A 24,147-nucleotide genomic window follows, 5' to 3' on the forward strand; every position below is an offset into this window, starting at 1 on the left:
CACGCGGATTATGTGAAAAACATGATCACCGGTGCTGCCCAGATGGATGGTGCTATTTTGGTATGTGGCGCGACTGATGGTCCTATGCCTCAGACACGTGAACACATCTTGCTATCTCGTCAGGTAGGTGTTCCATACATCGTTGTTTTCCTAAACAAAGCAGACTTGCTAGCTGAAGACTGTGGTGGTGTTGATTCTGAAGAATACGCTGAAATGCGTGAGCTTGTAGAAATGGAGTTGCGTGAGTTGCTAGATGCTTACGATTTCCCAGGTGACGACACTCCAATCATCTGTGGTTCTGCGCTAATGGCGTTGAATGGCGAAGATGATAACGAACTGGGCACAACAGCTGTTAAGCAGCTAGTTGAAGCGTTGGATTCTTATATTCCAGATCCAGTGCGTGCTATCGATCAGCCGTTCCTGCTTCCAATTGAAGATGTGTTCTCAATCTCTGGTCGCGGTACAGTAGTTACTGGTCGTGTAGAGCGCGGAATCGTTAAAGTTGGTGAGTCTATCGAAATCGTTGGTATTCGCGAAACAACTACAACAACCTGTACAGGTGTTGAGATGTTCCGTAAATTGCTTGACGAAGGTCGTGCAGGCGAAAACTGTGGTGTTCTATTGCGTGGTACTAAGCGTGATGACGTGCAGCGTGGTCAGGTTTTGGCTAAGCCAGGATCAATCAATCCGCACACTAACTTCGAAGGTGAAGTGTACGTATTGAGCAAAGATGAAGGTGGTCGTCATACACCATTCTTCAAAGGCTACCGTCCACAGTTCTACTTCCGTACAACTGATGTGACTGGTAACTGCGAGCTGCCTGAAGGCGTTGAGATGGTAATGCCAGGTGACAACGTTAAGATGGTTGTTACTCTGATTGCACCAATCGCAATGGACGAAGGTCTGCGTTTTGCGATTCGTGAAGGCGGACGTACAGTAGGTGCAGGTGTGGTATCTAAAATTATCGCTTAATCTCTTTTTGAGGTTGGATGATGCAAAAAAGCCCTCAATGTGAGGGCTTTTTTTGCTTTTGGTTAAAATTTAGTCGACTAGTCTTGACGTGGGTTGCTCTCCTGAGTAGAATTTGCGTCCCCTTCATAGAAGGGGAGGTCGGCTATTGCCGTTATAAATCATTTGAAAAGTGTGATCAAAATGCAAAATCAGAAAATCAGAATACGTCTGAAAGCGTTTGATCATCGCCTGATCGACTCGTCTGCGCAGGAAATTGTTAATACTGCAAAACGTACGGGTGCACAGGTGCATGGTCCGATCCCGCTTCCAACTCGCAAAGAACGTTTTACCGTTCTGATCTCTCCGCATGTAAACAAAGATGCGCGTGATCAGTACGAAATTCGTACACATAAACGAGTTCTAGATATCGTTGAGCCAACAGAAAAAACTGTTGATGCTTTGATGAAGCTAGATCTTGCTGCGGGTGTAGAAGTGCAGATCAGTTTAGGCTAATCAGTCACTGCGCAGAATTATTCATTTAATGAAGCGCTGTTTGTGGAATGCTCCTGAAAAGGGCAGCCGTAGTGGGTAACAGCCCCGTACACAACTGGCAAGAGGTATAGGAAATGTCTGTAGGTTTAATCGGACGTAAAGCGGGTATGACTCGCATCTTCACAGAAGATGGCGTATCCGTGCCAGTCACGGTCATCGAGGTGGATCCGAATCGCGTAACGCAGGTAAAAACTGTTGAAACTGACGGCTACACAGCTGTGCAAGTGACTACTGGTTCTGTTAAGGCTAACCGCCTAAACAAACCAAAAGCTGGTCATTATGCTAAAGCTAGCGTAGAAGCAGGACGTGGTTTGTGGGAGTTCCGTCTGTCGGGTGATGAAGGTATCAACGTTGGTGATTCACTAACGGTTGAGCGCTTCGTAGTAGGTCAGAAAGTAGATGTTGCTGGTCAATCGAAGGGTAAAGGATTTCAGGGTGCTATTAAGCGCTGGAACTTCTCTATGCAAGATGCGACTCATGGTAACTCACTATCTCACCGTGCTCCGGGTTCCATCGGTCAGTGTCAGACTCCTGGTCGTGTTTGGAAAGGCAAGAAGATGGCAGGTCACATGGGAGCTGAGCGCGTTACTATTCAGACTCTAGAAGTTGTGCGTGTAGACGCAGAACGTAACCTGTTATTGATCAAGGGTGCTGTTCCAGGCGCAACTGGCGGTGACGTAATCGTTAAACCAGCTGTTAAAGCTGGCGCCTAAGGGGGGTTATGATGAATCTGAATCTCGCTGGAGCTAATGGATCGGTCGAAGTATCCGATTCGGCATTTGGTAAAGAATTCAACGAAGCATTGGTACACCAGGTAGTTAATGCTTACCTGGCTGGTGCTCGTCAAGGTACAAAAGCACAGAAAACTCGCTCTGAAGTTTCTGGTGGTGGTGCTAAGCCATTCCGTCAGAAAGGAACAGGTCGTGCACGTGCCGGTACAATCCGTTCGCCTATCTGGCGTAGTGGTGGTGTTACGTTCGCTGCAAAGCCTCGTTGCTACTCGCAGAAAGTGAACAAAAAAATGTATCGTGCAGCTATGCGTTGCATTTTCTCTGAATTGGTTCGCCAGGATCGTCTGGTAGTTGTTGATCAGTTCTCCATGGATACGCCTAAAACTAAACAGTTTATTGCTAAGATGAAAGAATTTGATCTAGCAAACGCGTTGATCGTGACTGAAGATGTTGAAGCAAACCTATACTTGGCTGCTCGTAACGTTCCGCATGTGGACGTACGTGATGTTGCAGGAATCGACCCAGTAAGCTTGGTTGGTTTCGAGAAGGTTGTAGTTACTGTACCTGCTCTTAAGAAAATTGAGGAGGCATTAGCATGAACCAGGAACGTCTATACAAAGTATTGTTAGGTCCTCATATCTCGGAAAAAGCAACTATCATCGCTGACGATGCTCAGCAGGTAGTTTTTCGTGTGGCTAAAGATGCTACCAAACCTGAAATCAAAGAAGCAGTTGAGCAGTTGTTTAACGTCAAAGTATCTGGCGTTAACGTACTCAATGCTAAGGGTAAGACCAAGCGCACCGCACGCGGCCTAGGCAAGCGTAGCGATGTTCGTAAGGCATATGTATGTCTTGCTGCTGGCTCTGAGATTGATTTTCTTGGTGGCGAATAAGAGAGGTTAAGTTATGGCGGTTATGAAATCAAAGCCAACCTCTGCTGGACGTCGTCACGTAGTTAAGGTTGTAAATGCTGAGCTGCATAAAGGCAAGCCTTTAGCTGCATTGATCGAAAAGAAAAGCAAGAGCGGTGGTCGTAACAATAATGGTCGCATTACGACTCGTCACATTGGTGGTGGTCATAAGCAGCATTATCGCGTTATTGATTTTCGTCGCAATAAGGATGGTATCCCGGCAGTTGTTGAGCGTCTGGAATACGATCCAAACCGTACTGCGCACCTTGCCCTGCTGAAATATGCTGATGGTGAGCGTCGCTACATTATTGCGCCGAAGGGTGTTTCTGCTGGAACTAGTTTAGTTTCTGGCGTTGATGCTGATATTAAAGCGGGTAACACGTTGCCATTGCGCAACATTCCTTTGGGTAGTGTTATTCACTGTATCGAACTGAAGCCTGGTAAAGGTGCTCAGATTGCTCGTTCTGCGGGTACATCTGCTCAGTTAGTTGCGCGCGAAGGAACGTACGCTACATTGCGTCTTCGTTCTGGTGAGATGCGTAAAGTGCTGGTTGAGTGTCGCGCAACGTTGGGTGAAGTTGGCAACAGTGAACACAGTCTGCGTCAGCTCGGTAAAGCCGGTGCTAAGCGCTGGAAAGGTGTTCGTCCTACCGTTCGCGGTGTTGCGATGAACCCAGTAGATCATCCGCATGGTGGTGGTGAAGGTCGTACTTCGGGCGGTCGTCATCCTGTTACTCCATGGGGTGTGCCTACTAAAGGTTATAAGACACGTAAGAACAAGCGCACGAACAAGCTAATCGTTCGTCGTCGTTCTGCTAAGTAACTAACTTGAGGATACAGCTGTGCCACGTTCACTGAAGAAAGGTCCATTTATCGACCTTCACCTGTTGAAGAAGGTAGAAGCTGCAATTGAAGCGAGCGATCGTAAGCCAATCAAAACTTGGTCACGTCGCTCTACTATCTTCCCGCATTTTGTTGGGATGACGATTGCAGTTCATAACGGCCGCCAGCACGTTCCAGTCTTCGTGACTGAAGATATGGTAGGTCATAAACTTGGCGAATTCGCTGCTACGCGTACTTATCGTGGGCATGCTGCGAATAAGAAGGCTAAGCGCTAATAAGGGGTTAAATGATGGAAGTCGCTGCTAAATTAATTGGCGCTCGCATTTCTGCCCAGAAAGTGCGCCTAGTCGCTGATCAGATTCGCGGGAAGTCGGTGGGTGAAGCTTTGAATATCTTAGCTTTCAGCCCTAAAAAGGCTGCAGTACTCGTTAAAAAAGTTTTGGAGTCTGCTATTGCAAACGCCGAACATAATGACGGTGCTGATATCGATGAGTTGCATGTTTCTACAATCTTCGCTGATGAAGGTGTGACCATGAAACGCATCAAGCCACGTGCAAAGGGTCGCGCTGATCGCATCCTGAAGCGCAACTCCCATATCACCGTTAAGGTGTCCGACTAAGGCTGAGTGCTAGGAGAGTTCGTTATGGGTCAGAAAATACATCCGACCGGTATTCGACTTGGAATCGTCAAAGATCACACTTCTGTGTGGTATGCCGACAAGTCAGAATATGCAAGAAAATTGCAAAACGATCTTCAGGTACGTAATTACCTTGAAGGTCAGTTAAAAAATGCTTCTGTAAGCCGCATCGAAATCGAGCGTCCTGCACAGAATGCTAAAATCACAATATTTACGGCTCGTCCGGGTATCGTGATTGGTAAAAAAGGTGAAGATGTTGAGAAGCTGCGTAATGCCGTTTCTAACATGATGGGTGTGCCAGTTCACATCAACATCGAAGAGATTCGCAAGCCTGAACTAGATGCAATGTTAGTAGCACAAGGTGTTGCTAGTCAGCTTGAGCGTCGTGTTATGTTCCGTCGTGCTATGAAGCGCGCTGTGCAGAACGCTATGCGCTTAGGTGCTAAGGGCATCAAAATTCAGGTAGGTGGTCGTTTAGGTGGCGCTGAGATCGCGCGTTCTGAGTGGTATCGTGAAGGTCGTGTACCTTTGCATACGCTACGTGCAGACATCGATTACGCACCTTATGAGGCGCACACTACTTATGGTGTGATTGGCGTTAAAGTCTGGATCTTCAAAGGTGAAGTTCTTGGTGGTATCGAACAGGTACGTGCTGAGAAGAAAAATTCGCCTAAGAAGAAAGGTTCTAAGTGAGGTGAACGTCAATGTTGCAACCTAAACGACTTAAATTCCGTAAGATGATGAAGGGCCGCAACCGCGGTCTTGCTCATCGCGGTAGTAAAGTTAGCTTTGGTGAGTACGGTCTTAAAGCTACCGGTCGTGGGCGCATTACTGCGCGCCAGATCGAAGCTGCACGTCGTGCTATGACCCGTCACGTAAAACGTGGTGGTAAAATCTGGATTCGTATTTTTCCAGATAAGCCGATTACTAATAAGCCACTAGAAGTGCGTATGGGTAAAGGTAAAGGTAACGTAGAATATTGGGTAGCTCAGATCCAGCCGGGTCGTGTGTTATTTGAAATTAGCGGTGTACCTGAAGATCTGGTTACTGAGGCTTTTGCTCTAGCAACTGCTAAATTGCCGGTGTCTACAACCATTGTCAAACGGACGGTGATGTAATGAATGCCAAAGAACTTCGTGAAAAGTCTTCAGAAGAGCTTCAGCAGACTTTGCTGGGTCTTTTGAAAGATCAGTTCCATCTGCGTATGCAGAAGTCGACTGGTCAACTGTCACAGACTCACCTTCTGGGTCAGGTTCGTCGCGACGTGGCTCGCGTTAAGACAGTACTGAATGATAAGGCAGGTGAAAAATGAGCGCTGAAAAACGTACTCGGACTGTTGTTGGACGTGTTGTCAGTGACAAGATGGATAAGACCATCACAGTTCTGGTTGAGCGTAAAGAGAAGCATCCGATATACGGAAAGTTCATGACGCGCTCCTCCAAGCTGCATGCTCACGATGAGAAAAATGAGTGCCATGCGGGCGATCTTGTAACGATCGAAGAAACCCGTCCTTACTCCAAGAGTAAAACTTGGGCGCTTGTAAGTATTGATGAGCGTGCTGCGAAGGTGTAGAATACGCGCCTTCGCTCCAGTTGACGGTTTGCCCGTCATGATTTGACGGGCAGCTAACATATTTTGGAGTAGACCATGATTCAAACTGAATCGATGCTTGATGTCGCTGATAACAGCGGTGCTAAGCGAGTGCAGTGTATTAAGGTTCTGGGTGGTTCACACCGCCGTTACGCAGGTATTGGTGACATCATTAAAGTTACTGTGAAGGAAGCAATTCCACGCGGTAAAGTTAAAAAAGGTCAGGTTCTTAACGCTGTTGTAGTTCGTACCCGTAAAGGTGTTCGTCGTCCAGATGGTTCTGTAATCCGTTTTGATGTAAATTCAGCGGTTTTATTGAATGCGAACAACGCACCTATGGGTACGCGTATTTTTGGCCCAGTAACGCGTGAACTTCGCTCTGAGAAGTTCATGAAAATCATTTCCCTGGCGCCTGAAGTGCTTTAAGGCTTAATTCATTTTTGAATTTTGTCTTTTGAAACGCCACTCCCGAAAGGGTTTGGCGTTTTTGAGCATGAGCAGGTAGTAGGAAGCGATAAAGGTATAGCATGCGTAAGATTATACGTGACGACGAAGTGGTCGTTATTGCAGGTAAAGATAAAGGTAAGCGCGGTAAAGTTCTTCGTGTAATGACGGATGATCGCCTTATTATTTCCGGTATCAACATGGTTAAAAAAAGCACCAAGCCTAACCCTCAATTGGGTAAGCCAGGTGGTATTGTTGAGAAAGAAGCTGGGATTACTACTTCTAATGTTGCCATTTTCAATCCGGCAACAGGTAAGGGTGATCGTGTGGGCTTTAAAGTGCTTGAAGATGGCACCAAAGTTCGCTTCTTTAAATCCAATGGCGAAATCGTCGGCGGCGGAAAATAAGGAGCGAATGTTATGTCTAGATTAAAAGCGCTTTATGCTAGTGAAGTTAAGCAGAAGCTTAAAGAAGAACTAAGCAGCCCTAACGTTATGGCTGTTCCACGCATTACTAAAATCACTCTTAATATGGGTGTTGGTGAAGCTTTAGGTGATAAGAAGCAGATGGAATATGCTGTGAATGATATGACAGCTATTGCTGGTCAGAAGCCTGTAGTAACATTGGCGCGCACATCTATCGCAGGCTTCAAAGTTCGTGAAGGTTGGCCGATCGGATGTAAAGTGACGTTGCGTGGAAAGCAGATGTGGGACTTCATGGATCGTTTGGTAGATGTATCTATCCCTCGTATTCGTGACTTCCGTGGCCTCAACCCGAAATCTTTTGACGGTCGTGGCAACTACAGCATGGGTGTCAAAGAGCAGATTATTTTCCCTGAAATCGAATACGATAAAGTGGATAAATTGCGTGGTTTGGATATTACGATCACAACAACTGCTAAGACAAACGACGAAGGTCGCGCCCTGCTGGCTGCCTTGAATTTTCCGTTTAAGATTTAACAGGGGTTAAGAATGGCTAAGTCATCTATGAAAGCGCGTGAAGATAAGCGTGCTAAAGCTGTTGTTAAATTCGCTGCAAAGCGTACACAGCTTAAAGAAATTATTAATAGTGCCGCGTCTTCTGAAGAGGAACGTTGGGACGCAACTGTTGCGCTGCAGAAATTGCCGCGTGATTCAAGCCCGAGCCGTCAACGCAATCGTTGTCAAATTACTGGTCGCCCACATGGTGTGTACCGTAAATTTGGTTTGTGTCGTAACAAACTGCGTGAAGCAGCAATGCGCGGTGATGTTCCGGGTCTTAAGAAAGCAAGCTGGTAAGACAGTTTGTTAAATGGTAAGCACAATGGTCAGGGCAGGAAACTGCTACCGCGTTGTGCTGCACAACTGAGGAAGTAAATGCATGAGCATGCAAGATACATTAGCGGATATGTTTACACGTATTCGTAATGGTCATATGGCTGAAAAAACAGCTGTATCTATGCCGTCTTCCAAGATTAAAGTATCAGTTGCTGAAGTGTTGAAGAATGAAGGTTATATCGCTGACTACGCTGTAGAAGGTGAAGCTAAACCTCTTCTCACTATCGAACTGAAATACTTTGATGGTAAGCCGGTAATCGAAGAGATTAAACGAGTTAGTCGTCCAGGTCTGCGCATCTATAAGGCAACTAAAGAGCTGCCAACTATCGCAGCTGGTCTTGGTGTTGCGATCGTATCTACCTCTAAAGGTATGATGACTGATCGTGCTGCACGCGCTGCCGGTATCGGCGGTGAAATCATTTGCACGGTATTCTAAGGGGTTACAATGTCACGTATTGCTAAAAATCCCGTAGTCATTCCTGCAGGTGTTGATCTGAAACTTGAAGGGCAGTCTGTTAGCGTATCTGGTAAGAATGGCCAGCTAGCTATCAATATGCACCCATCAGTTTCTATAGAGCAAGAAGGCAACGTACTTACATTTGCAGCTCGCGATGGTTCAAAAATCTCGCGCTCTATGTCTGGTACTGCCCGTTCTATTGTCAACAATATGGTTGTCGGTGTATGCGAAGGTTTTGCGAAAACTTTGTTACTACAAGGTGTTGGTTATCGTGCTGCTGTTAAAGGCGCCACAATAAACCTAACTTTGGGTTTCTCGCATCCAATCGAATATCAATTGCCTGAAGGCATAACAGCTTCTATGCCTAACCAAACCACAATTGTCATTAGTGGTGCTGATAAGCAGCGTGTTGGTCAGGTAGCGGCAGAAGTTCGCGCGTTCCGTCCACCTGAGCCTTATAAAGGCAAAGGCGTACGTTATGCTGACGAACATGTTCGTCGTAAAGAGGCTAAGAAGAAGTAAGGCAGGGTTATGAACGCTAAGAAAAAAGCTCGTATTCGTCGCTCACTGCGTGCTCGCCTGAAAATGCGTGAACTTGGTGCTGCGCGATTGTGTGTTAACCGCACACCACGTCACATTTATGCTCAGCTAATTTCTGCTGATGGCGGCCAGGTTCTGGCTTCTGCATCAACAGTTGAGCAAGCGCTACGCGCAGGTAGTACTGGTAACGCCGATGCTGCTGTAAAAGTTGGCGCTTTGATTGCAGAGCGCGCTAAAGAAGCAGGTATCACTAAGGTTGCTTTTGACCGTTCGGGATTTAAATTCCACGGTCGTATTAAAGCGCTAGCTGACGCAGCCCGTGAAGGCGGCCTGGAATTCTAAAGGGGTCGATGATGTCAAATCACGAACAAAAAGATGGTGATCTACAGGAAAAGCTAGTTCAAGTAAATCGCGTAGCCAAGGTAGTTAAAGGCGGACGTATTTTTGCTTTTACAGCACTAACTGTAGTTGGTGATGGTAAAGGGCGTGTTGGTTTCGGCCGAGGTAAAGCCCGTGAAGTGCCTGTTGCAATTCAAAAAGCAATGGAAGCAGCCCGTCGCAACATGATCCGTGTTGAGCTTAATGGAGATACTTTGCAGTATCCTATTAAAGCGCGTCACGGTGCTTCAAAAGTATATATGCAGCCAGCCTCTCAGGGTACTGGTGTAATTGCCGGTGGTGCTATGCGTTCCGTTTTGGAAATCGCTGGTGTGCACAACGTATTGGCTAAATGCTACGGATCTACAAATCCTATCAACGTAGTACGTGCAACATTTAAAGGATTGCAGCAAATGCGCTCTCCTGAAGATATTGCCGCTAAACGTGGTAAGTCTGTAGAAGAGATTCTGGGGTAGACTATTATGGCTAATACTTTGAAAGTTAAACTGGTCCGCAGCCCAATTGGTATCCTACCTAAGCACAAATTATGTGTTAAAGGTCTTGGTTTGCGCCGTATCGGACATATCGTTGAGCTTGAAGATACTCCTTCAGTTCGCGGTATGATCAATAAAGTCCACTACATGGTTAGTGTAGTAGGCGAGTAAGAGGAGTTCGTCATATGCGTCTGAACACTCTCAGTCCAGCTGCTGGTTCTAAGCCTGCTCCAAAACGCGTCGGACGCGGTATTGGTTCTGGTTTAGGAAAAACTGGTGGTCGTGGTCACAAGGGTCAGAAGTCCCGCTCCGGTGGTTCTGTAAAACCGGGTTTTGAAGGCGGTCAGATGCCGTTGCAGCGTCGTCTGCCTAAGTTCGGCTTCACTTCACGGAAAGCACGTTTTGTTGCTGAAATTCGTTTGAACGAATTAAACGGCATCGAAGCGGAAGTAATCGATCTGGCGGCATTGAAAGCTGCAGATATTATCTCTGAAGAGATAAAGTCTGCAAAAATCATCCTGTCAGGTGAGCTTAAGAAAGCAGTCAGCATTAAAGGTCTTCGTGTGACCAAAGGTGCTTTGGTTGCTATCGAAGCTGCTGGCGGCAAAGTCGAGGCGTAAATGGCTAAGAAAGGATCAATACCGGCAGGCAAGCAAAGTGGTTTAGGTGAGCTATGGTCTCGTCTGCGCTTTGTGTTGCTGGCTATCGTGGTTTATCGTATCGGTGCACACATTCCTGTGCCTGGTATTAACCCTGATCGTCTGGCCGCACTGTTCGATCAAAATCAGGGGACGATTCTCAGCCTCTTTAATATGTTTTCGGGTGGTGCGTTGGAGCGTATGAGTATTCTTGCGCTCGGTATCATGCCGTATATCTCTGCATCTATTATTATGCAGTTGATGACGGTGGTGAGCCCGCAGCTCGAGCAGTTAAAGAAAGAAGGTGAGTCGGGTCGTCGTAAGATCAACCAATACACACGTTACGGTACTGTCGTACTGGCTACTGTCCAGTCGTTTGGTATGGCTGTAGGTCTAGCTAATCAAGGCGTTGCCTTCCTCGGAGGCCCAAGCTTCTACTTTGTTGCAGTAGTAACACTAGTAGCTGGCGCAGTTTTCTTGATGTGGTTAGGCGAGCAGGTTACTGAGCGCGGTATTGGTAATGGTATTTCGATTTTGATTTTCGCTGGTATTGTTGCTGGTTTACCGAGTGCTATCGGGCAGTCTTTTGAGTCTGCTCGACAGGGTGACCTTAACATTCTTGCATTACTGGCCATCGCTGTACTAGCGGTTGCTACCGTCGGATTTGTTGTATTTATGGAGCGCGGCCAACGCCGTATCACTATAAACTACGCAAAACGTCAGCAAGGGCGTCAGGTTTTCGCTGCTCAAACCAGCCATCTACCATTGAAAGTTAATATGGCAGGTGTTATTCCTCCGATCTTTGCGTCTAGTATTTTGCTGTTCCCTGCATCAGTTGGTCAGTGGTTTGGGCAAACTGAAGGAATGGAGTGGTTGGGCGATGTTGCATTGGCTCTTGGGCCAGGGCAGCCGCTGTACATCATTCTGTTCGCAGTATGTATAGTGTTTTTCTGCTACTTTTACACGGCGATTATGTTTAATCCACGTGAAGTAGCAGACAACTTGAAGAAGTCAGGTGCTTTTATCCCGGGTATCCGCCCAGGAGAGCAATCGGCTCGTTACATTGACTCTGTGTTAGGTCGCCTTACTTTGTTTGGTGCGCTCTACATCACAGCGGTATCTCTAATGCCTCAATTTTTGGTTGTTGCATGGAATGTACCTTTCTACTTCGGCGGAACATCTCTGCTGATCGTAGTGGTTGTTGTAATGGACTTTATGGCTCAGGTGCAGTCACATTTGATGTCTCACCAATACGAGTCCCTGATGAAAAAATCAAATCTCAAAGGTGGCGGCGCAGGCATGCTGCGTTGAGCGCTAGGAGTGGATCATGAAGGTGCGTGCATCTGTTAAAAAGATCTGTCGTAACTGCAAGATTGTACGTCGCAACGGTGCGGTTCGTGTTATCTGCAAGGTGGAACCTCGCCATAAGCAGCGTCAGGGTTAATTATCACTGACAAAGGGAGTAGGAAGCGCGAGGTCTTGATTTAAAATTAATCAGGGCGTATAATGTCGCGCTTTCTATGAACATATTTATAGAATTGTGCTCATGAGAGCACTTTTAAGATGGAGTAAGTTGAATGGCTCGTATAGCTGGCGTCAATATTCCTGACAATAAGCATGCGGTTATTTCTCTGACTTACATTTATGGGATTGGCCGTACGACTGCAAAAAAAATCTGTGAAGCTTCTGGTTTAACCGAAGCAACTAAGATTTCCGAGCTTAGCGAAGCGCAGCTCGATGTAGTTCGTGGTGAAGTTGGCAAGTTTACAGTTGAGGGTGACCTACGCCGTGAAGTATCTATGAGCATTAAACGCCTCATGGATCTCGGTTGTTTCCGTGGTATTCGTCATCGTCGTAATCTGCCAGTTCGTGGGCAGCGTAGTAAGACCAACGCGCGTACGCGTAAAGGTCCACGTAAGCCGATCCGTAAATAAGTGTTAAGCGATAGGAATTTCCAATATGGCTAAGCCAGGTAATCGCACACGTAAGAAAGTTAAAAAGCAAGTAGTAGATGGGTTAGCTCACATCCACGCTTCTTTTAACAATACAATTATAACCATTACCGATCGCCAGGGTAATGCACTTTCATGGGCAACTTCAGGCGGCTCCGGCTTCCGCGGTTCTCGTAAAAGTACACCGTTCGCTGCGCAGGTTGCTGCAGAGCGTGCCGGCCAGGCTGCTTTGGATTATGGTTTGAAAAATCTTGACGTGTTTGTAAAAGGTCCTGGACCTGGTCGTGAATCGGCAGTTCGTGCGCTGAACGGTTGCGGCTACAAAATTACAAACATTACTGATGTCACGCCGATTCCACATAACGGCTGTCGTCCACCGAAAAAACGTCGCGTATAAACTGGAGACGGTATAATGGCAAGATATCTTGGGCCAAAGTGCAAGCTGTCACGCCGTGAAGGTACAGACCTGTTCTTGAAGAGTGGTGTCCGTGCACTGGATAGTAAGTGTAAAGCTGAAACTGTTCCTGGTGTACATGGTGCTCGTCGAGGTCGTCTGTCCGATTACGGTCTACAGCTTCGTGAAAAACAAAAAGTACGTCGTATTTATGGTGTACTGGAACGTCAGTTCCGTAATTACTACAAAGAAGCCGCTCGTCAGGCTGGTTCAACAGGTGAAAACTTGTTGCAACTACTTGAAGGTCGTCTAGATAACGTAGTTTATCGTATGGGTTTTGGTTCTACACGCGCCGAAGCTCGTCAGGTCGTATCACACCGCCAGATCACTATTAATGGTCAGGTTGTTAACATTGCATCTTTTAAAGTGCAAGCGGGTGATGTGGTCGCAGTTCGTGAAAAAGCTAAGAATCAGTTGCGTGTTAAAAGCGCGCTAGATCTAGCTTCGCAGCGTGCTCCAATTGAGTGGGTTTCAGTTGATGCTGGCAAAATGGAAGGCGTATTTAAAGCTATTCCTGAGCGTAGCGAATTGTCAGCTGACATCAATGAGCAGCTGATCGTTGAGCTGTACTCTAAGTAATTCATGAACTCTTGATTGGTGGAACTATGCAGCGTTCTGTAAATGAGTTTCTGAGTCCTCGTCATATTGATGTCCAGGAAATCAGTAACACACGTGCTAAAGTGACATTGGAGCCGCTAGAACGCGGTTTCGGTCATACGTTGGGAAATGCGTTACGTCGTATCCTACTCTCTTCAATGCCTGGCTGTGCCATCACTGAAGTTGAGATTGACGGTGTCTTGCATGAATACAGCACAATTGAAGGTGTGCAGGAGGATGTCATTGAGATCCTTCTTAACCTTAAAGGCGTTGCTATCACGCTACACAATGGCGAAGAAGCAACTCTGACATTGAGCAAATCAGGCTCAGGTGCTGTAACAGCTGGTGATATTCAGTTGAACCAGGATGCAGAGATTGCAAATCCCGACCACGTGATTGCTCACCTGAATTCAGGTGCGACTCTGAATATGCAGCTTAAGGTAACCAATGGACGTGGTTATGTGCCTGCTGACACTCGCACTAATGACGAAGATGAAACTCGTGCTATTGGTCGTCTCCAGTTGGATGCTTCTTATAGTCCGGTACGCCGTGTTTCTTATGTTGTCGAAAGTGCTCGTGTGGAGCAGCGTACTGACCTAGATAAGCTGGTTATTGATATCGAGTCAAATGGTACGATTGATCCTGAAGAGTGCATTCGTCGTGCAGCTACAATCCTTCAGCATCAGTTGTCTGTTTTTGTTGATCTTGAAGATGCAGCTGATCAGGCGAAAGATGAGCCTGCAGAGCCGGAAGTTGATCCGATTCTGTTGCGCCCTGTCGATGATTTGGAATTGACGGTTCGTTCGGCCAACTGTCTGAAAGCAGAGCAGATTTACTATATTGGTGATCTGATCCAGCGAACAGAAGTTGAGCTGCTGAAAACCCCAAATCTAGGTAAGAAGTCGCTGACAGAGATTAAAGATGTACTTGCTTCCAAAGGTCTTTCTTTGGGCATGCGTCTTGAAAACTGGCCTCCGGCTAGCCTGAAGAACGACGATAAAATCGCATCGTAAGATGCGGTTTTAACTGACCAAGTTGGTAAGGAATTTATAATGCGTCATCGTAAATCTGGTCGCCATTTAAATCGTACCAGCTCGCACCGCAAAGCGATGTTCAAGAACATGGCATGCTCATTATTTGAGCATGAACTGATCAGAACAACTTTGCCAAAAGCGAAAGAACTTCGCCGCGTAGCTGAGCCACTGATTACTCTGGCGAAAGAAGATTCGGTTGCAAATCGCCGTTTGGCATTTGACCGTACTCGTAGTAAAGAAGCTGTTGGTAAGCTTTTCACTGACCTAGGACCTCGCTATGCGAACCGTCCAGGTGGCTATATCCGCATTTTGAAATGCGGTAACCGTCCAGGTGACTGTGCTCCTATGGCTTATGTTGAGCTAGTTGACCGTAAGGTGACTGGTGCAGCTGAAGAAGTTGAAGGTTAATTAATTATCCTTCATAAAAAAACCCGGCCTTGGCCGGGTTTTTTATGTCTGCTCTATTATTATTTTAATAGAGGCTTCAAGAAGCGAGCGGTGTGTGAGTCTGAGTTGTTAGCAACATCTTCAGGTGTTCCTGTCGCGACAATCATTCCTCCATTTATTCCGCCTTCAGGGCCAAGATCTACAATCCAGTCAGCTGTTTTAACAACATCGAGATTGTGTTCAATTATTACTACTGTATTGCCGTGATCTCTCAACCTTGAGAGGACTGACATGAGTTGCTCTATATCGTGGAAATGTAATCCAGTAGTTGGTTCGTCAAGAATATACAGGGTTTGACCTGTGTCTCTTTTAGAGAGCTCTTTTGCAAGTTTTACGCGCTGTGCCTCACCACCAGAGAGTGTTGTTGCTGCTTGTCCGAGGCGAATATAAGACAGGCCCACATCAATTAAAGTTTGTAAGCGCCGAGCGAGTGCAGGAATGGCATCGAAAAACTCTCTCGCATCTTCTACGGTTAGCTTGAGTATTGCGTCAATATTCTTGCCCTTGTATTCGATCTCGAGTGTTTCACGATTGTAGCGCTTGCCTTTACAAACATCGCATGGCACATAAATATCTGCCAAGAAGTGCATTTCTACTTTTATAACACCATCACCCTGACAGGCTTCGCAGCGTCCTCCTTTAACGTTAAAGCTGAAGCGTCCTGGTTTATAGCCGCGAGAGCGTGCTTCTTGTGTCCCAGCTAGTAGCTCTCTTATAGGTGTGAAAATTCCAGTATAGGTGGCTGGGTTTGAGCGTGGTGTTCGGCCTATAGGGCTTTGGTCAATGTCGATAACCTTATCTAAGTGCTGCAGGCCGTTTATTGATTCATAAGGTGCCGCATCAAGCGTTGTTGCGTGATTGAGCTCAGTGGCAGCGAGTGGGTATAGCGTGTTGTTAATCAGTGTCGACTTTCCTGAGCCTGAAACACCAGTAATACATGTCATGAGTCCAAGTGGTATGTCGATGGTGACGTTTTGCAGGTTGTTACCTGTAGCGCCTGAAAGCGTTAGTGTTTTAGAGGTATCAAAGGGATGTCTTACTTCTGGAATGGCGATGCACTTTTTACCAGATAAATATTGTCCTGTCAGTGACGCACTATTATTAATAACCTCATCAGGTGTTCCATAAGCAACAATCTCACCACCATGAACCCCGGCGCCAGGGCCTACGTCGACTACATAGTCAGCTAAGCGAATAGCGTCTTCGTCGTGCTCTACAACAATGACTGTGTTGCCAAGGTCGCGTAAATGAATCAGCGTTTGTAATAGACGTTCATTATCGCGTTGGTGCAAGCCGATAGAAGGCTCATCAAGGATATACATAACACCGACTAAACCTGCTCCTATCTGGCTGGCAAGTCTAATGCGTTGTGCTTCACCGCCTGATAAGGTATCAGCTTTACGATCAAGAGATAGGTAATCGAGCCCAACATTGACGAGAAAAGACAGACGAAGGCGAATTTCTTTGAGGATCTTGTCTGCAATCTCACCTTGTTTACCCGTCAGGTTGAGGTTCTCATAATACTCAAGACTAGCCCCAATAGGCATGGTAACCATCTCAGGAAGCGTATGCTGGTCTATATAGACGTGTCTAGCGTCTCTTCTTAAGCGGCTGCCATCACAAGAGGGGCAAGGTTGCATATTAAGATACTTGGCAAGGTCTTCTCTCACCATGTCAGATTCTGTTTCTTTGTAGCGGCGTTGTAAGTTGTTTAGTACACCTTCAAAGGGATGTGATTTAGTAATCGTGTCCCCGCGGTCATTTAAATAGGTAAAAGGAACTTCTTCATTACCGGTTCCTTCGAGTATTAATGCCTGTTGTTCACTGGTGAGCTGCTCGAAAGGAGTATCAATATCAAAAGAGTAGTGATTAGCGACTGCTTTCAATTGTTGGAAATAGTAGAGAGTTCTTCTATCCCAACCACGAATAGCACCCTCTGAAAGCGTTAAGCTAGAGTCTTGAATGACTTTGTTCGGGTCGAAAAATTGCTTAACACCTAGACCATCACAGCTTGGGCATGCGCCGTGTGGGTTGTTAAACGAAAAGAGCCTAGGCTCGAGTTCCTGAATGCTATGTCCACACTCGGGGCAAGCAAAGCGAGAGGAGAATATAAGGTCAGGGGCCTCCCCATCCATGTAGGCGATGCGAGCAATACCGTCTGTTAGGTTGAGTGCGGTTTCAAACGACTCTGCAAGGCGTATTTGCAGATCATCGCGAACTTTAAATCTATCAACCACGGCTTCTATCGTGTGTTTTTTCTTTTTGTCTAATTCTGGAGCGCTGTCTAAATCAACAACAATGCCGTTAATTCTGGCGCGTACAAAACCCTGCTTTCTTAGGTCATGTAAGGTATGTAAATGCTCACCTTTACGGCCCTGAATAACGGGCGCTAGGAGCATTAGCTTACTACCTTCCTCTAAAGTCAGAACCTGATCAACCATTTGGCTGACAGTTTGTGCTGCCAGAGGTAGGTCATGGTCTGGGCAGCGTGGTTCGCCCGCTCTGGCAAATAACAGACGTAAGTAGTCATAGATCTCAGTAATTGTGCCGACAGTCGAGCGTGGGTTGTGTGATGTTGACTTTTGCTCGATGGAAATGGCCGGCGATAATCCTTCAATATGATCTACGTCTGGCTTTTCCATCATGGATAGAAATTGCCTGGCGTAAGTAGAGAGGGACTCAACATAACGTCTCTGGCCCTCTGCATATAACGTATCGAACGCCAGTGATGATTTTCCAGAACCGGAAAGGCCTGTTATCACCACAAGCTTATCGCGCGGGATATCCAGATCAATGTTTTTCAGGTTGTGGGTGCGTGCACCGCGAACCAGAATAGTGTCCATGCTTACTCCAAGAGGAATACAAAAGAGATCGATTATAAAGTACAGAGGGGCGACAGTGCTATGTGTTCTGTTTCATATAAATGAATATGTTCTATGTGGCGTGGTTCGTATAATTTTATATGTTCTCTGTGGTATCCTTTGTAGAAATGTATAATGGTTTCCCTCGTTTGTAGGGGCTGATTTATCTGACGGAGAGAAGCATGGCACGTGGTGTAAATAAAGTAATATTGGTAGGTAATATGGGTGGTGATCCTGAAGTGCGTTACATGCCGTCAGGAAATGCTGTCACCAATGTTACATTGGCCACCAGTGAATCTTGGAAAGATAAACAAACGGGGCAGAATCAGGAGCGTACTGAGTGGCACCGCGTTGTATTCTTTAACAAACTGGCAGAAATTGCTGGTGAGTACCTACGTAAAGGTTCGCAGGTTTATATCGAAGGCGCGTTGCGTACTCGTAAATGGCAGGATCAGAGCGGTGCAGACCGTTATACAACCGAAATCGTTGCTAGTGAAATGCAGATGCTGGGCGGTCGTGCTAATAGCAATAACGATGCGGGTTACTCACAAGAACAAGAGTACAGCCAGGCACCAGCTCCGCAGCAGTCTCGCCCGCAGAGTGCTCCACAGCAGCAATCCCGTCCTCAGCAGAGTGCCCCGCCGCAGCAAAGGCCACAGCAGGCTCCTCAGCAGCAACCGCAAGCTGCACCGGCGCCTAACTTTGATGATTTTGACGATGATATTCCATTTTAGACCCCGTTTCATGTAAAGTGTAACGCTTGGTGTGACCTGAAATCTTTAAAAACCCCGCAATAGCGGGGTTTTTTTGTGTCGAAAGTCAGAGTTCTGTCTGTTAGCTGTTACAGTATTTTATGCAAAATGCGTGTTTGGGTGCTTTATTGGTCGCATATTATTGTTTTTGTTCATTTATATTAATTAGCATGTTAAAAATAAACTTTATTGGATTAGGTATTAGAAAAGCATGACTGAGTGGACAAAGCTTTTGCCGATTAAAATTTTAGTAACCGGCGGCGATGGGCAAATTGCCCATGATTTGGTATTACTCGGTGAGCAAGATAGCCATTTTGAATTTATCTGTTTAGGGCTTTCTGCTCTGGATGTTACATCCCCTGATGCTATTCAGCAGGCATTAGATCGTTACATGCCTGATTATGTTGTTAATACAGCGGCGTTCAATAATGTTGATGCTGCTGAGCACGAGCCTGAGCGCAGCTTTTGTGTGAACCGTGATGCAGTAAAAAACCTTGCTGTTGAGTGTGGGGCTCTGTCGATACCGTTAATTCACCTGTCGACTGATCATTTGTTCGATGGGCATTATGCCAGCGGTTATAGTGAAGATGATGATGCCTCTCCGTTAGGTGTATTTGGAGAGAGTAAGCGTCAAGGTGAAGACCTACTTAGGCAGTACCAACCAAAACATATTATTTTACGTGTCAGCTGGGTCTTTAGCGCTAGGGGTGATAATTATCTGCTGCGTACACTTGAAAATGCCCGCAAGCATTCTGCGATTGAAACTGCAGATGATCGTCAAGGGTGTCCTACATCAGCGACTGATGTGGGGCGTGTGATTCTGGCTATGATTAAACAGTTAGAAAATGGAGCTGATGCTTGGGGTACATATCATTACTGTGGAGCTGAAGTTACTACGCGGTATCGTTTTACTGAGGCTATTTTGGCGGCGGCAGGCCAATACGAAGCATTGAAGACTATGGATCTTGTTCCTGTTTCTTCGCGGGCTTTGCATGTGGAAGTCGAGCGGCCAGCATCGTCAGTGTTGAAATGCAAAAAGTTGCTTAGCACGTTTGGAATTAGGCAGCGCCCTTGGCGCAGCGAGCTGATAGCCGTGCTGCGCCAAATTTATCAAAAAGAGAGCTGATGAGAAAAGAACTAGCCCCAAGGTACTGCGTTATGAGTAATAGCAACGCTTAGAATATAAGCAACGCAAAGTAGCGCTAAAATAAATGCGCTGATGCGAGTAGTTTTGGTTTTTCCGCGCTTTAGAGCGATAGTGCCAAGAATAATATACAGAACCAAGCCGACGACCTTTGCCGATAGCCAATCCGCCTGAATAGGGTATTGGTTGATGATGAAGGTTAGAGCAATGGCGCTAACCAGTAATATGGTATCTATAATATGCGGTAGAATTTTCACCAGCTTTTTTTGTAGCCATTGTGCGTCAAAAAGCATACCTGCACCGCGCACTATAAAAAATAGAATACTTAAAGCGACGCTGGTCAAGTGAATGTGTTTGATGAGCGGGTATAGTTCTGACATGAGTGTTTCCTGTTGGGCGTTATCCGGGGTAATAAATGTACTTGCTTTGGCGATTGTAATTATAACGGTCTCGCAATAGGAAATGATATGAGGAGTTTGAAATGTCAGTTGTTGATAATCCCACTTTAATGGCGATTAGTGATGCGCTATCCGTTATTTTGCAAATGGCCCCTAAGCCTGCTGAAACCGAGGTTGTATACTTGGAGCATGCCGTTGGTCGGGTTTTAGCTGAATCACCTGTTGCTGCTGTTGATGTGCCTCCTGCTGATAATAGCAGCATGGACGGTTATGCAATTAACGCTCGCTCGTTAAGTGAGGGCAGTAAAACGTCATTTACAATCTCGCAAAGAGTGCCGGCAGGAAAGGCGCCTCAGCCGCTTGTGGCTGGTACGGCGGCACGCATTTTTACGGGCGCAGAAATTCCCCAAGGTGCTGACACTATTGTTATTCAAGAGAACGTTGAGCTTGATGGGGATAAAGTCGTTATAAGTGGGCCTGTGCAAGTCGGGCAGAACATTAGAGCTAAAGGCCAGGATATTAAAGAGGGGCAGGCTTTTCTGGCTAAGGGTGCGCGGCTGCAAGCTGCTGATGTAGGCGTATTGGCCTCAACTGGACTCGACAGTATTGCTGTTTTTCGGCCAATAAAGGTTGCCATCATATCGACAGGTGACGAGTTGGTGAGCCCTGGCGAATCTTTGGCGCCAGGACAAATTTATAACTCCAATCGATTTGTGTTGGCGTCGTTGCTGACTCAGATGGGTTGTGTGCCTATCGATATAGGCAAAGTGGCAGATACTGCAGAGGCTGTGGAAGAAGCGTTGGAGCAGGCTGCTGCGCAAGCTGACTGTATCATTAGTACGGGTGGTGTCTCTGTTGGGGAAGAGGATCATGTGAAACAGTCCGTTGAGCGGCTAGGTAAGCTGGAAGTATGGCGCTTAAAGATAAAACCAGGAAAACCACTGGCGTTTGGTAGCGTTCAAGAAACTCCTTTCTTCGGTCTTCCCGGAAATCCTGCCTCGGCGCTCATAACTTTTTGTTTAATGGCGCGGCCTTTTTTAATACGCATGCAAGGCGCTGACTATGAGCTGCCTTTAGCATTTAATGTGCCTGCTGACTTTGAGCGTCTAAAGCCGGGGAGTCGTCAGGAGTACATGCGTGCAAGGATGGAGCAGGGGTCTATAAAGGTGTTTCATAATCAGAGCTCTGGTATCTTGTCTTCGGCGAGTTGGTCTAATGGTTTGGTGGTTATTCCGCCTGGGGATGTGGTGCACAAAGGCGATTTGGTTAGCTTTATGCCCTTTTCGGAGCTGCTGGGCTGATATTATTGGGTTTGGTGTGCAATAGCGGGTAAAATGCGCTGTTTATTGGTTGATTAGAGATCTTGATGGAAGTGAATACACAGCAAGACCCATTCAAAGAAATGCGTCCTTATAATGATAGTGAAGTTGAAGCTGTCTTACAGAATTTGCTGTATGACAACGAGCTAATAAGCGCGATTACTCATTATCAGTTTCCTTCCTTGCCAGGCTGGTTGGCTAAATTACTTAAGCCTTTTGTTCGTATTGGTTTGGCACGTGAACTCGGCGATATTCAATCAGTAAAGCAGTTTCAGCAAGCAATTGCTAAATACATGGCAAAAATGATTGCTAGAACGACTACTCGTCTGACTTGCTCTGGTATGGAAAATCTTGAAGATGATGAGGCCTATTTATTTGTGTCTAATCATCGTGATATTGCTATGGACCCGGCATTTGTCAACTGGACGCACTACCAGCAAGAGCTTCCTACCGTGCGGGTAGCTATTGGCGATAATTTGCTGAGCAAGCCTTATATATCTGATTTAATGCGTTTGAATAAAAGCTTTGTCGTTAACCGTTCGGCAAAAGGTCCGCGTGAAATGATGGCCGCGGTTACTCAGTTATCAGCTTATATTGATCATAGTATCCTGGAAGGCGAGTCGGTTTGGATCGCGCAGCGGGAAGGGCGGGCTAAAGATGGTGATGATAAAACTGATCCAGCCCTGCTAAAAATGTTTTATGTGAGCCAGCGTAAGCAACGTAGCTTCTCTGAAGCGGTTAAGCGATTGAATATTGTACCTGTGTCTATTTCTTATGAATTTGATCCTTGTGATCGGGCTAAAGCCATTGAGCTTGCTGCACGAGAAAGAGAGGGTGCTTATGAAAAAGGTGAGCATGAAGATATTGAGAGTATCGTTCAGGGAATTACAGGGTTTAAAGGCGCGGTGCATATTCATTTTGGTGACGTGATTGTTAATGATTACGAAGCGCCGGAGTTGCTAGCAGCAGAGCTAGATCGGCAAATACATCAAAACTATTTTTTGCATCCTTCTAACTATATTGCTGCAGGTCTCTTAGAAGAAGCGACAGTAGAGCAGAAAGCAGTATTTGAGAAGCGCTTTGAAGGGTTAGGTTCACGTGAAAGTGAAATTATGCGAAAAATATATGCTAACCCTGTGTTTAATCATGAATCAAAAAAGGTATAGCTTGTGAGTAAATTAACCCATTTAGATGAGCACGGCCACGCCCATATGGTAGACGTTTCAGATAAGGCGGTTACTACTCGAGAGGCGCGCGCTTACGCAGAAATTTTGATGTTACCAGAAACGCTGGAGATGATTGTTTCTGGTGGGCATAAGAAGGGAGACGTGCTGGCTGTCGCTAGAATTGCAGGTATTCAAGCCGCTAAGCGTACCAGCGATCTGATTCCTTTATGTCATCCGCTTATGTTGACAAAAGTTTCTGTGGAGCTGGTGCCCGATTTGGGAAAATCTGCGATTTGTATTAGTACGCTGTGTCGCTTGTCTGGTCAGACAGGGGTTGAAATGGAAGCATTAACAGCCGCTAGTGTTGCTGCTTTAACCTTATATGATATGTGTAAGGCTGTTGATAAAGGGATGGTAATCTCTGAGGTGAAATTGATAGAAAAAAAAGGCGGTAAAAGCGGTCATTGGAAAATTGAGGGGTAAATGATGTTGTCACTCGTTTTTTTTGCCAGTGTGCGTGAGCAACTGGGAGTAGGGCAGGTCGATCGAGAATGGGATGCGAGCCTATCTACTGTAACGCTGCTCTTGGCGTCTTTGGTAAAAGAGGAAGGTGATGTGTGGGAGCAAGTTCTGATGCGTCCTAATCTGTTGGTTGCTATTAATCAAGAGATGGCGAGTCTGGAAGCTTCCATTAAAGATGGTGACGAAATTGCTTTTTTCCCGCCGGTAACAGGTGGGTAATTAATGTATAGACAGGGAAAATCAATGCTGGGTTATTTTCGAGCAACGCTTTATTACATGGCATTTTATCCAGCGACAATTATTTATAGCTTACTGTGTGTCGTAGTTGCAAAGCCTTTGCCATTTGCTCAGCGCTTTAAGTTTGTTACTCAAATCAACTACTTCTATATTGCATGGTTACGTATCTGTTGTGGTGTGAAACTGCAGGTTGATGGGCTGGAAAACTTGCCTAAAGATGGGGCGTATGTTGCTATCGCTAATCATCAGAGCGAGTGGGAAACTATCTACTTTCAAACACTTATTCGCCCGCAGTGTGTAGTCTTGAAAAAAGAGCTATTAAAGATGCCATTTTTTGGATGGGCGCTGGGGTTGTTGGATCCTATCGCTTTAGATAGAAGTCAGAAGCGTGGCGCGTTGAAAGAGTTGTTATCGCAAGGTAAGGATCGTTTAGGTAAAGGTATTCCTATTGTTATTTTCCCTCAAGGAACACGCCTTCCTGTGGGTGAGAGAGGTAAGTTTAACAAAGGTGGTGCTATGCTGGCGGTTAGTTCAGGAGTACCAGTGGTTCCTATTGCCCATAATGCAGGTGTGTATTGGCCAGGGAAAAGTTTCCTCAAATATCCAGGAACGATACAGTTACGTATTGGTAAGCCGGTGTTGTCTGAGGGGCGTAGTGTTGATGAGGTGCATACTGAGTCAGTTGGCTGGTTGCTTGAGCAGATGGAGCAACTTGAAGCACTGGAAACGAAAAAAGTCTAAAGTTGATTATTGAAAACAAAAAAACCGCCAAGAGGCGGTTTT

The 24,147-nt window shown here is 46.1% G+C and carries 38 protein-coding genes; 36 read left to right on the forward strand and 2 right to left on the reverse strand.

Going from position 1 to position 24,147, the window contains the following annotated elements:
- From tuf to rplQ, 29 genes are all read left to right on the forward strand, one after another.
- A partial coding sequence (tuf, locus tag G511_RS0114950; protein WP_028470347.1) for an elongation factor Tu occupies positions 1–972 on the forward strand: 972 nt, incomplete at its 5' end.
- Positions 973–1,152: 180 nt separating this feature from the next.
- On the forward strand, positions 1,153–1,464 hold the full coding sequence (rpsJ, locus tag G511_RS0114955; protein WP_028470348.1) for a 30S ribosomal protein S10: 312 nt from the start codon (positions 1,153–1,155) through the stop codon (positions 1,462–1,464).
- A gap of 113 nt (positions 1,465–1,577) precedes the next feature.
- The gene (gene rplC / locus G511_RS0114960; RefSeq protein WP_028470349.1) at positions 1,578–2,216 is read left to right on the forward strand and encodes a 50S ribosomal protein L3; all 639 of its coding nucleotides are present in this window, start codon (positions 1,578–1,580) and stop codon (positions 2,214–2,216) included.
- Between the two features lie 11 nt (positions 2,217–2,227).
- Positions 2,228–2,833, forward strand: coding sequence for a 50S ribosomal protein L4 (gene rplD, locus G511_RS0114965; RefSeq protein ID WP_028470350.1), 606 nt, complete (start codon positions 2,228–2,230; stop codon positions 2,831–2,833).
- Positions 2,830–3,126 (forward strand): 50S ribosomal protein L23, encoded by a 297-nt coding sequence (rplW, locus tag G511_RS0114970; RefSeq protein WP_028470351.1) that lies wholly within the window; start codon positions 2,830–2,832, stop codon positions 3,124–3,126. The genes rplD and rplW overlap by 4 nt, the downstream gene beginning before the upstream one ends.
- Before the next feature lie 13 nt (positions 3,127–3,139).
- Complete coding sequence (gene rplB / locus G511_RS0114975) at positions 3,140–3,967, forward strand: 50S ribosomal protein L2 (protein WP_028470352.1); 828 nt, start codon at positions 3,140–3,142, stop codon at positions 3,965–3,967.
- Between the two features lie 19 nt (positions 3,968–3,986).
- Entirely contained in the window at positions 3,987–4,262 is a 276-nt protein-coding gene (gene rpsS, locus G511_RS0114980; protein WP_028470353.1) for a 30S ribosomal protein S19, read from the forward strand.
- An 11-nt stretch (positions 4,263–4,273) separates the two neighbouring features.
- Entirely contained in the window at positions 4,274–4,606 is a 333-nt protein-coding gene (gene rplV, locus G511_RS0114985; RefSeq protein WP_425411405.1) for a 50S ribosomal protein L22, read from the forward strand.
- A 24-nt stretch (positions 4,607–4,630) separates the two neighbouring features.
- Positions 4,631–5,317 (forward strand): 30S ribosomal protein S3, encoded by a 687-nt coding sequence (rpsC, locus tag G511_RS0114990; protein ID WP_028470355.1) that lies wholly within the window; start codon positions 4,631–4,633, stop codon positions 5,315–5,317.
- A gap of 11 nt (positions 5,318–5,328) precedes the next feature.
- A complete protein-coding gene (gene rplP, locus G511_RS0114995) occupies positions 5,329–5,742 on the forward strand; it encodes a 50S ribosomal protein L16 (RefSeq protein WP_028470356.1) in 414 nt (137 codons plus the stop codon).
- Entirely contained in the window at positions 5,742–5,936 is a 195-nt protein-coding gene (gene rpmC, locus G511_RS0115000) for a 50S ribosomal protein L29 (protein ID WP_028470357.1), read from the forward strand. Before rplP ends, rpmC begins: the two co-directional genes overlap by 1 nt.
- Positions 5,933–6,196, forward strand: a complete 264-nt coding sequence (gene rpsQ / locus G511_RS0115005; protein ID WP_028470358.1) for a 30S ribosomal protein S17 — start codon at positions 5,933–5,935, stop codon at positions 6,194–6,196. The genes rpmC and rpsQ overlap by 4 nt, the downstream gene beginning before the upstream one ends.
- A 75-nt stretch (positions 6,197–6,271) precedes the next feature.
- Positions 6,272–6,640, forward strand: a complete 369-nt coding sequence (rplN, locus tag G511_RS0115010; protein ID WP_028470359.1) for a 50S ribosomal protein L14 — start codon at positions 6,272–6,274, stop codon at positions 6,638–6,640.
- Between the two features lie 101 nt (positions 6,641–6,741).
- Positions 6,742–7,065, forward strand: a complete 324-nt coding sequence (gene rplX / locus G511_RS0115015) for a 50S ribosomal protein L24 (RefSeq protein WP_028470360.1) — start codon at positions 6,742–6,744, stop codon at positions 7,063–7,065.
- Between the two features lie 12 nt (positions 7,066–7,077).
- Positions 7,078–7,617: a 50S ribosomal protein L5 gene (gene rplE, locus G511_RS0115020; RefSeq protein ID WP_028470361.1), complete on the forward strand. Its 540-nt coding sequence runs from the start codon at positions 7,078–7,080 to the stop codon at positions 7,615–7,617.
- Positions 7,618–7,629: 12 nt separating this feature from the next.
- Positions 7,630–7,935: a 30S ribosomal protein S14 gene (gene rpsN / locus G511_RS0115025; protein WP_028470362.1), complete on the forward strand. Its 306-nt coding sequence runs from the start codon at positions 7,630–7,632 to the stop codon at positions 7,933–7,935.
- A gap of 82 nt (positions 7,936–8,017) precedes the next feature.
- Positions 8,018–8,410 carry a 30S ribosomal protein S8 gene (gene rpsH / locus G511_RS0115030; RefSeq protein ID WP_028470363.1) on the forward strand — a complete coding sequence of 131 codons (393 nt, stop codon included), beginning with the start codon at positions 8,018–8,020 and terminating at the stop codon, positions 8,408–8,410.
- Between the two features lie 9 nt (positions 8,411–8,419).
- A complete protein-coding gene (rplF, locus tag G511_RS0115035) occupies positions 8,420–8,953 on the forward strand; it encodes a 50S ribosomal protein L6 (protein WP_028470364.1) in 534 nt (177 codons plus the stop codon).
- A gap of 9 nt (positions 8,954–8,962) precedes the next feature.
- Positions 8,963–9,313 (forward strand): 50S ribosomal protein L18, encoded by a 351-nt coding sequence (gene rplR / locus G511_RS0115040; RefSeq protein ID WP_028470365.1) that lies wholly within the window; start codon positions 8,963–8,965, stop codon positions 9,311–9,313.
- An 11-nt stretch (positions 9,314–9,324) separates the two neighbouring features.
- The gene (gene rpsE, locus G511_RS0115045) at positions 9,325–9,825 is read left to right on the forward strand and encodes a 30S ribosomal protein S5 (RefSeq protein WP_028470366.1); all 501 of its coding nucleotides are present in this window, start codon (positions 9,325–9,327) and stop codon (positions 9,823–9,825) included.
- A gap of 6 nt (positions 9,826–9,831) precedes the next feature.
- On the forward strand, positions 9,832–10,014 hold the full coding sequence (gene rpmD, locus G511_RS0115050) for a 50S ribosomal protein L30 (protein ID WP_028470367.1): 183 nt from the start codon (positions 9,832–9,834) through the stop codon (positions 10,012–10,014).
- A gap of 14 nt (positions 10,015–10,028) precedes the next feature.
- On the forward strand, positions 10,029–10,463 hold the full coding sequence (rplO, locus tag G511_RS0115055) for a 50S ribosomal protein L15 (RefSeq protein ID WP_028470368.1): 435 nt from the start codon (positions 10,029–10,031) through the stop codon (positions 10,461–10,463).
- Positions 10,464–11,792 carry a preprotein translocase subunit SecY gene (gene secY, locus G511_RS0115060; protein ID WP_028470369.1) on the forward strand — a complete coding sequence of 443 codons (1,329 nt, stop codon included), beginning with the start codon at positions 10,464–10,466 and terminating at the stop codon, positions 11,790–11,792.
- 16 nt (positions 11,793–11,808) lie between these two features.
- Positions 11,809–11,925, forward strand: coding sequence for a 50S ribosomal protein L36 (gene rpmJ, locus G511_RS0115065; protein WP_028470370.1), 117 nt, complete (start codon positions 11,809–11,811; stop codon positions 11,923–11,925).
- A 133-nt stretch (positions 11,926–12,058) separates the two neighbouring features.
- A complete protein-coding gene (gene rpsM / locus G511_RS0115070) occupies positions 12,059–12,415 on the forward strand; it encodes a 30S ribosomal protein S13 (RefSeq protein WP_028470371.1) in 357 nt (118 codons plus the stop codon).
- Between the two features lie 25 nt (positions 12,416–12,440).
- Positions 12,441–12,830 carry a 30S ribosomal protein S11 gene (rpsK, locus tag G511_RS0115075; protein WP_028470372.1) on the forward strand — a complete coding sequence of 130 codons (390 nt, stop codon included), beginning with the start codon at positions 12,441–12,443 and terminating at the stop codon, positions 12,828–12,830.
- A gap of 15 nt (positions 12,831–12,845) precedes the next feature.
- Positions 12,846–13,466, forward strand: coding sequence for a 30S ribosomal protein S4 (gene rpsD, locus G511_RS0115080; protein WP_028470373.1), 621 nt, complete (start codon positions 12,846–12,848; stop codon positions 13,464–13,466).
- A 26-nt stretch (positions 13,467–13,492) separates the two neighbouring features.
- A complete protein-coding gene (locus tag G511_RS0115085) occupies positions 13,493–14,497 on the forward strand; it encodes a DNA-directed RNA polymerase subunit alpha (protein WP_028470374.1) in 1,005 nt (334 codons plus the stop codon).
- A 39-nt stretch (positions 14,498–14,536) separates the two neighbouring features.
- The gene (rplQ, locus tag G511_RS0115090) at positions 14,537–14,926 is read left to right on the forward strand and encodes a 50S ribosomal protein L17 (protein ID WP_028470375.1); all 390 of its coding nucleotides are present in this window, start codon (positions 14,537–14,539) and stop codon (positions 14,924–14,926) included.
- A gap of 59 nt (positions 14,927–14,985) precedes the next feature.
- Here rplQ and uvrA read toward each other — a convergent pair whose 3' ends face one another.
- On the reverse strand, positions 14,986–17,808 hold the full coding sequence (uvrA, locus tag G511_RS0115095) for an excinuclease ABC subunit UvrA (RefSeq protein ID WP_028470376.1): 2,823 nt from the start codon (positions 17,806–17,808) through the stop codon (positions 14,986–14,988).
- A gap of 200 nt (positions 17,809–18,008) precedes the next feature.
- Between uvrA and ssb the strand changes: the two genes are divergently transcribed.
- Both ssb and rfbD read left to right on the forward strand, forming a co-directional pair.
- Positions 18,009–18,560: a single-stranded DNA-binding protein gene (ssb, locus tag G511_RS0115100; protein WP_028470377.1), complete on the forward strand. Its 552-nt coding sequence runs from the start codon at positions 18,009–18,011 to the stop codon at positions 18,558–18,560.
- Positions 18,561–18,789: 229 nt separating this feature from the next.
- Positions 18,790–19,704 carry a dTDP-4-dehydrorhamnose reductase gene (gene rfbD, locus G511_RS0115105; RefSeq protein WP_028470378.1) on the forward strand — a complete coding sequence of 305 codons (915 nt, stop codon included), beginning with the start codon at positions 18,790–18,792 and terminating at the stop codon, positions 19,702–19,704.
- An 11-nt stretch (positions 19,705–19,715) separates the two neighbouring features.
- On the opposite strand, the gene G511_RS0115110 is transcribed toward rfbD, so the two are convergent.
- A complete protein-coding gene (locus G511_RS0115110; RefSeq protein WP_028470379.1) occupies positions 19,716–20,102 on the reverse strand; it encodes a SirB2 family protein in 387 nt (128 codons plus the stop codon).
- 101 nt (positions 20,103–20,203) lie between these two features.
- Here G511_RS0115110 and G511_RS0115115 point away from each other — a divergent pair, with 101 nt between their 5' ends.
- The 5 genes from G511_RS0115115 to G511_RS0115135 all read left to right on the forward strand — a co-directional run bounded on the left by G511_RS0115115 (position 20,204) and on the right by G511_RS0115135 (position 24,105).
- Complete coding sequence (locus G511_RS0115115) at positions 20,204–21,421, forward strand: molybdopterin molybdotransferase MoeA (RefSeq protein ID WP_028470380.1); 1,218 nt, start codon at positions 20,204–20,206, stop codon at positions 21,419–21,421.
- Between the two features lie 65 nt (positions 21,422–21,486).
- Positions 21,487–22,605, forward strand: coding sequence for a 1-acyl-sn-glycerol-3-phosphate acyltransferase (locus G511_RS0115120; protein WP_036552184.1), 1,119 nt, complete (start codon positions 21,487–21,489; stop codon positions 22,603–22,605).
- Between the two features lie 3 nt (positions 22,606–22,608).
- Positions 22,609–23,088: a cyclic pyranopterin monophosphate synthase MoaC gene (gene moaC, locus G511_RS0115125; protein ID WP_028470382.1), complete on the forward strand. Its 480-nt coding sequence runs from the start codon at positions 22,609–22,611 to the stop codon at positions 23,086–23,088.
- Positions 23,089–23,346, forward strand: a complete 258-nt coding sequence (moaD, locus tag G511_RS0115130; protein ID WP_211224922.1) for a molybdopterin converting factor subunit 1 — start codon at positions 23,089–23,091, stop codon at positions 23,344–23,346.
- Between the two features lie 24 nt (positions 23,347–23,370).
- Positions 23,371–24,105 (forward strand): lysophospholipid acyltransferase family protein, encoded by a 735-nt coding sequence (locus tag G511_RS0115135; protein WP_028470384.1) that lies wholly within the window; start codon positions 23,371–23,373, stop codon positions 24,103–24,105.
- The last annotated feature ends 42 nt before the right edge of the window (positions 24,106–24,147 follow it).

Origin of the sequence: Neptunomonas japonica DSM 18939 (genome assembly GCF_000422765.1) — a bacterium.
GTDB lineage: Bacteria > Pseudomonadota > Gammaproteobacteria > Pseudomonadales > Balneatricaceae > Neptunomonas > Neptunomonas japonica.

What these genes read in the sequence shown, in the direction of transcription:
- ssb (WP_028470377.1), top strand. Translation starts at nt 18,009, where the DNA reads ATGGCACGTGGTGTAAATAAAGTAATATTGGTAGGTAATATGGGTGGT.
- rpsD (WP_028470373.1), top strand. Translation starts at nt 12,846, where the DNA reads ATGGCAAGATATCTTGGGCCAAAGTGCAAGCTGTCACGCCGTGAAGGT.
- rplB (WP_028470352.1), top strand. Translation starts at nt 3,140, where the DNA reads ATGGCGGTTATGAAATCAAAGCCAACCTCTGCTGGACGTCGTCACGTA.
- G511_RS0115135 (WP_028470384.1), top strand. Translation starts at nt 23,371, where the DNA reads ATGCTGGGTTATTTTCGAGCAACGCTTTATTACATGGCATTTTATCCA.
- rplR (WP_028470365.1), top strand. Translation starts at nt 8,963, where the DNA reads ATGAACGCTAAGAAAAAAGCTCGTATTCGTCGCTCACTGCGTGCTCGC.
- rplX (WP_028470360.1), top strand. Translation starts at nt 6,742, where the DNA reads ATGCGTAAGATTATACGTGACGACGAAGTGGTCGTTATTGCAGGTAAA.
- G511_RS0115085 (WP_028470374.1), top strand. Translation starts at nt 13,493, where the DNA reads ATGCAGCGTTCTGTAAATGAGTTTCTGAGTCCTCGTCATATTGATGTC.
- rpsM (WP_028470371.1), top strand. Translation starts at nt 12,059, where the DNA reads ATGGCTCGTATAGCTGGCGTCAATATTCCTGACAATAAGCATGCGGTT.
- rpmC (WP_028470357.1), top strand. Translation starts at nt 5,742, where the DNA reads ATGAATGCCAAAGAACTTCGTGAAAAGTCTTCAGAAGAGCTTCAGCAG.
- rplP (WP_028470356.1), top strand. Translation starts at nt 5,329, where the DNA reads ATGTTGCAACCTAAACGACTTAAATTCCGTAAGATGATGAAGGGCCGC.
- rpsK (WP_028470372.1), top strand. Translation starts at nt 12,441, where the DNA reads ATGGCTAAGCCAGGTAATCGCACACGTAAGAAAGTTAAAAAGCAAGTA.
- rfbD (WP_028470378.1), top strand. Translation starts at nt 18,790, where the DNA reads ATGACTGAGTGGACAAAGCTTTTGCCGATTAAAATTTTAGTAACCGGC.
- G511_RS0115115 (WP_028470380.1), top strand. Translation starts at nt 20,204, where the DNA reads ATGTCAGTTGTTGATAATCCCACTTTAATGGCGATTAGTGATGCGCTA.
- rpmD (WP_028470367.1), top strand. Translation starts at nt 9,832, where the DNA reads ATGGCTAATACTTTGAAAGTTAAACTGGTCCGCAGCCCAATTGGTATC.
- rpsC (WP_028470355.1), top strand. Translation starts at nt 4,631, where the DNA reads ATGGGTCAGAAAATACATCCGACCGGTATTCGACTTGGAATCGTCAAA.
- rplC (WP_028470349.1), top strand. Translation starts at nt 1,578, where the DNA reads ATGTCTGTAGGTTTAATCGGACGTAAAGCGGGTATGACTCGCATCTTC.
- moaD (WP_211224922.1), top strand. Translation starts at nt 23,089, where the DNA reads ATGATGTTGTCACTCGTTTTTTTTGCCAGTGTGCGTGAGCAACTGGGA.
- rplW (WP_028470351.1), top strand. Translation starts at nt 2,830, where the DNA reads ATGAACCAGGAACGTCTATACAAAGTATTGTTAGGTCCTCATATCTCG.
- uvrA (WP_028470376.1), bottom strand. Translation starts at nt 17,808, where the DNA reads ATGGACACTATTCTGGTTCGCGGTGCACGCACCCACAACCTGAAAAAC.
- rpsH (WP_028470363.1), top strand. Translation starts at nt 8,018, where the DNA reads ATGAGCATGCAAGATACATTAGCGGATATGTTTACACGTATTCGTAAT.
- rplE (WP_028470361.1), top strand. Translation starts at nt 7,078, where the DNA reads ATGTCTAGATTAAAAGCGCTTTATGCTAGTGAAGTTAAGCAGAAGCTT.
- rpsN (WP_028470362.1), top strand. Translation starts at nt 7,630, where the DNA reads ATGGCTAAGTCATCTATGAAAGCGCGTGAAGATAAGCGTGCTAAAGCT.
- rpsJ (WP_028470348.1), top strand. Translation starts at nt 1,153, where the DNA reads ATGCAAAATCAGAAAATCAGAATACGTCTGAAAGCGTTTGATCATCGC.
- rpsQ (WP_028470358.1), top strand. Translation starts at nt 5,933, where the DNA reads ATGAGCGCTGAAAAACGTACTCGGACTGTTGTTGGACGTGTTGTCAGT.
- G511_RS0115120 (WP_036552184.1), top strand. Translation starts at nt 21,487, where the DNA reads ATGGAAGTGAATACACAGCAAGACCCATTCAAAGAAATGCGTCCTTAT.
- rplQ (WP_028470375.1), top strand. Translation starts at nt 14,537, where the DNA reads ATGCGTCATCGTAAATCTGGTCGCCATTTAAATCGTACCAGCTCGCAC.
- secY (WP_028470369.1), top strand. Translation starts at nt 10,464, where the DNA reads ATGGCTAAGAAAGGATCAATACCGGCAGGCAAGCAAAGTGGTTTAGGT.
- rplF (WP_028470364.1), top strand. Translation starts at nt 8,420, where the DNA reads ATGTCACGTATTGCTAAAAATCCCGTAGTCATTCCTGCAGGTGTTGAT.
- rplV (WP_425411405.1), top strand. Translation starts at nt 4,274, where the DNA reads ATGATGGAAGTCGCTGCTAAATTAATTGGCGCTCGCATTTCTGCCCAG.
- rplD (WP_028470350.1), top strand. Translation starts at nt 2,228, where the DNA reads ATGAATCTGAATCTCGCTGGAGCTAATGGATCGGTCGAAGTATCCGAT.
- rplN (WP_028470359.1), top strand. Translation starts at nt 6,272, where the DNA reads ATGATTCAAACTGAATCGATGCTTGATGTCGCTGATAACAGCGGTGCT.
- rpsE (WP_028470366.1), top strand. Translation starts at nt 9,325, where the DNA reads ATGTCAAATCACGAACAAAAAGATGGTGATCTACAGGAAAAGCTAGTT.
- rpmJ (WP_028470370.1), top strand. Translation starts at nt 11,809, where the DNA reads ATGAAGGTGCGTGCATCTGTTAAAAAGATCTGTCGTAACTGCAAGATT.
- G511_RS0115110 (WP_028470379.1), bottom strand. Translation starts at nt 20,102, where the DNA reads ATGTCAGAACTATACCCGCTCATCAAACACATTCACTTGACCAGCGTC.
- rplO (WP_028470368.1), top strand. Translation starts at nt 10,029, where the DNA reads ATGCGTCTGAACACTCTCAGTCCAGCTGCTGGTTCTAAGCCTGCTCCA.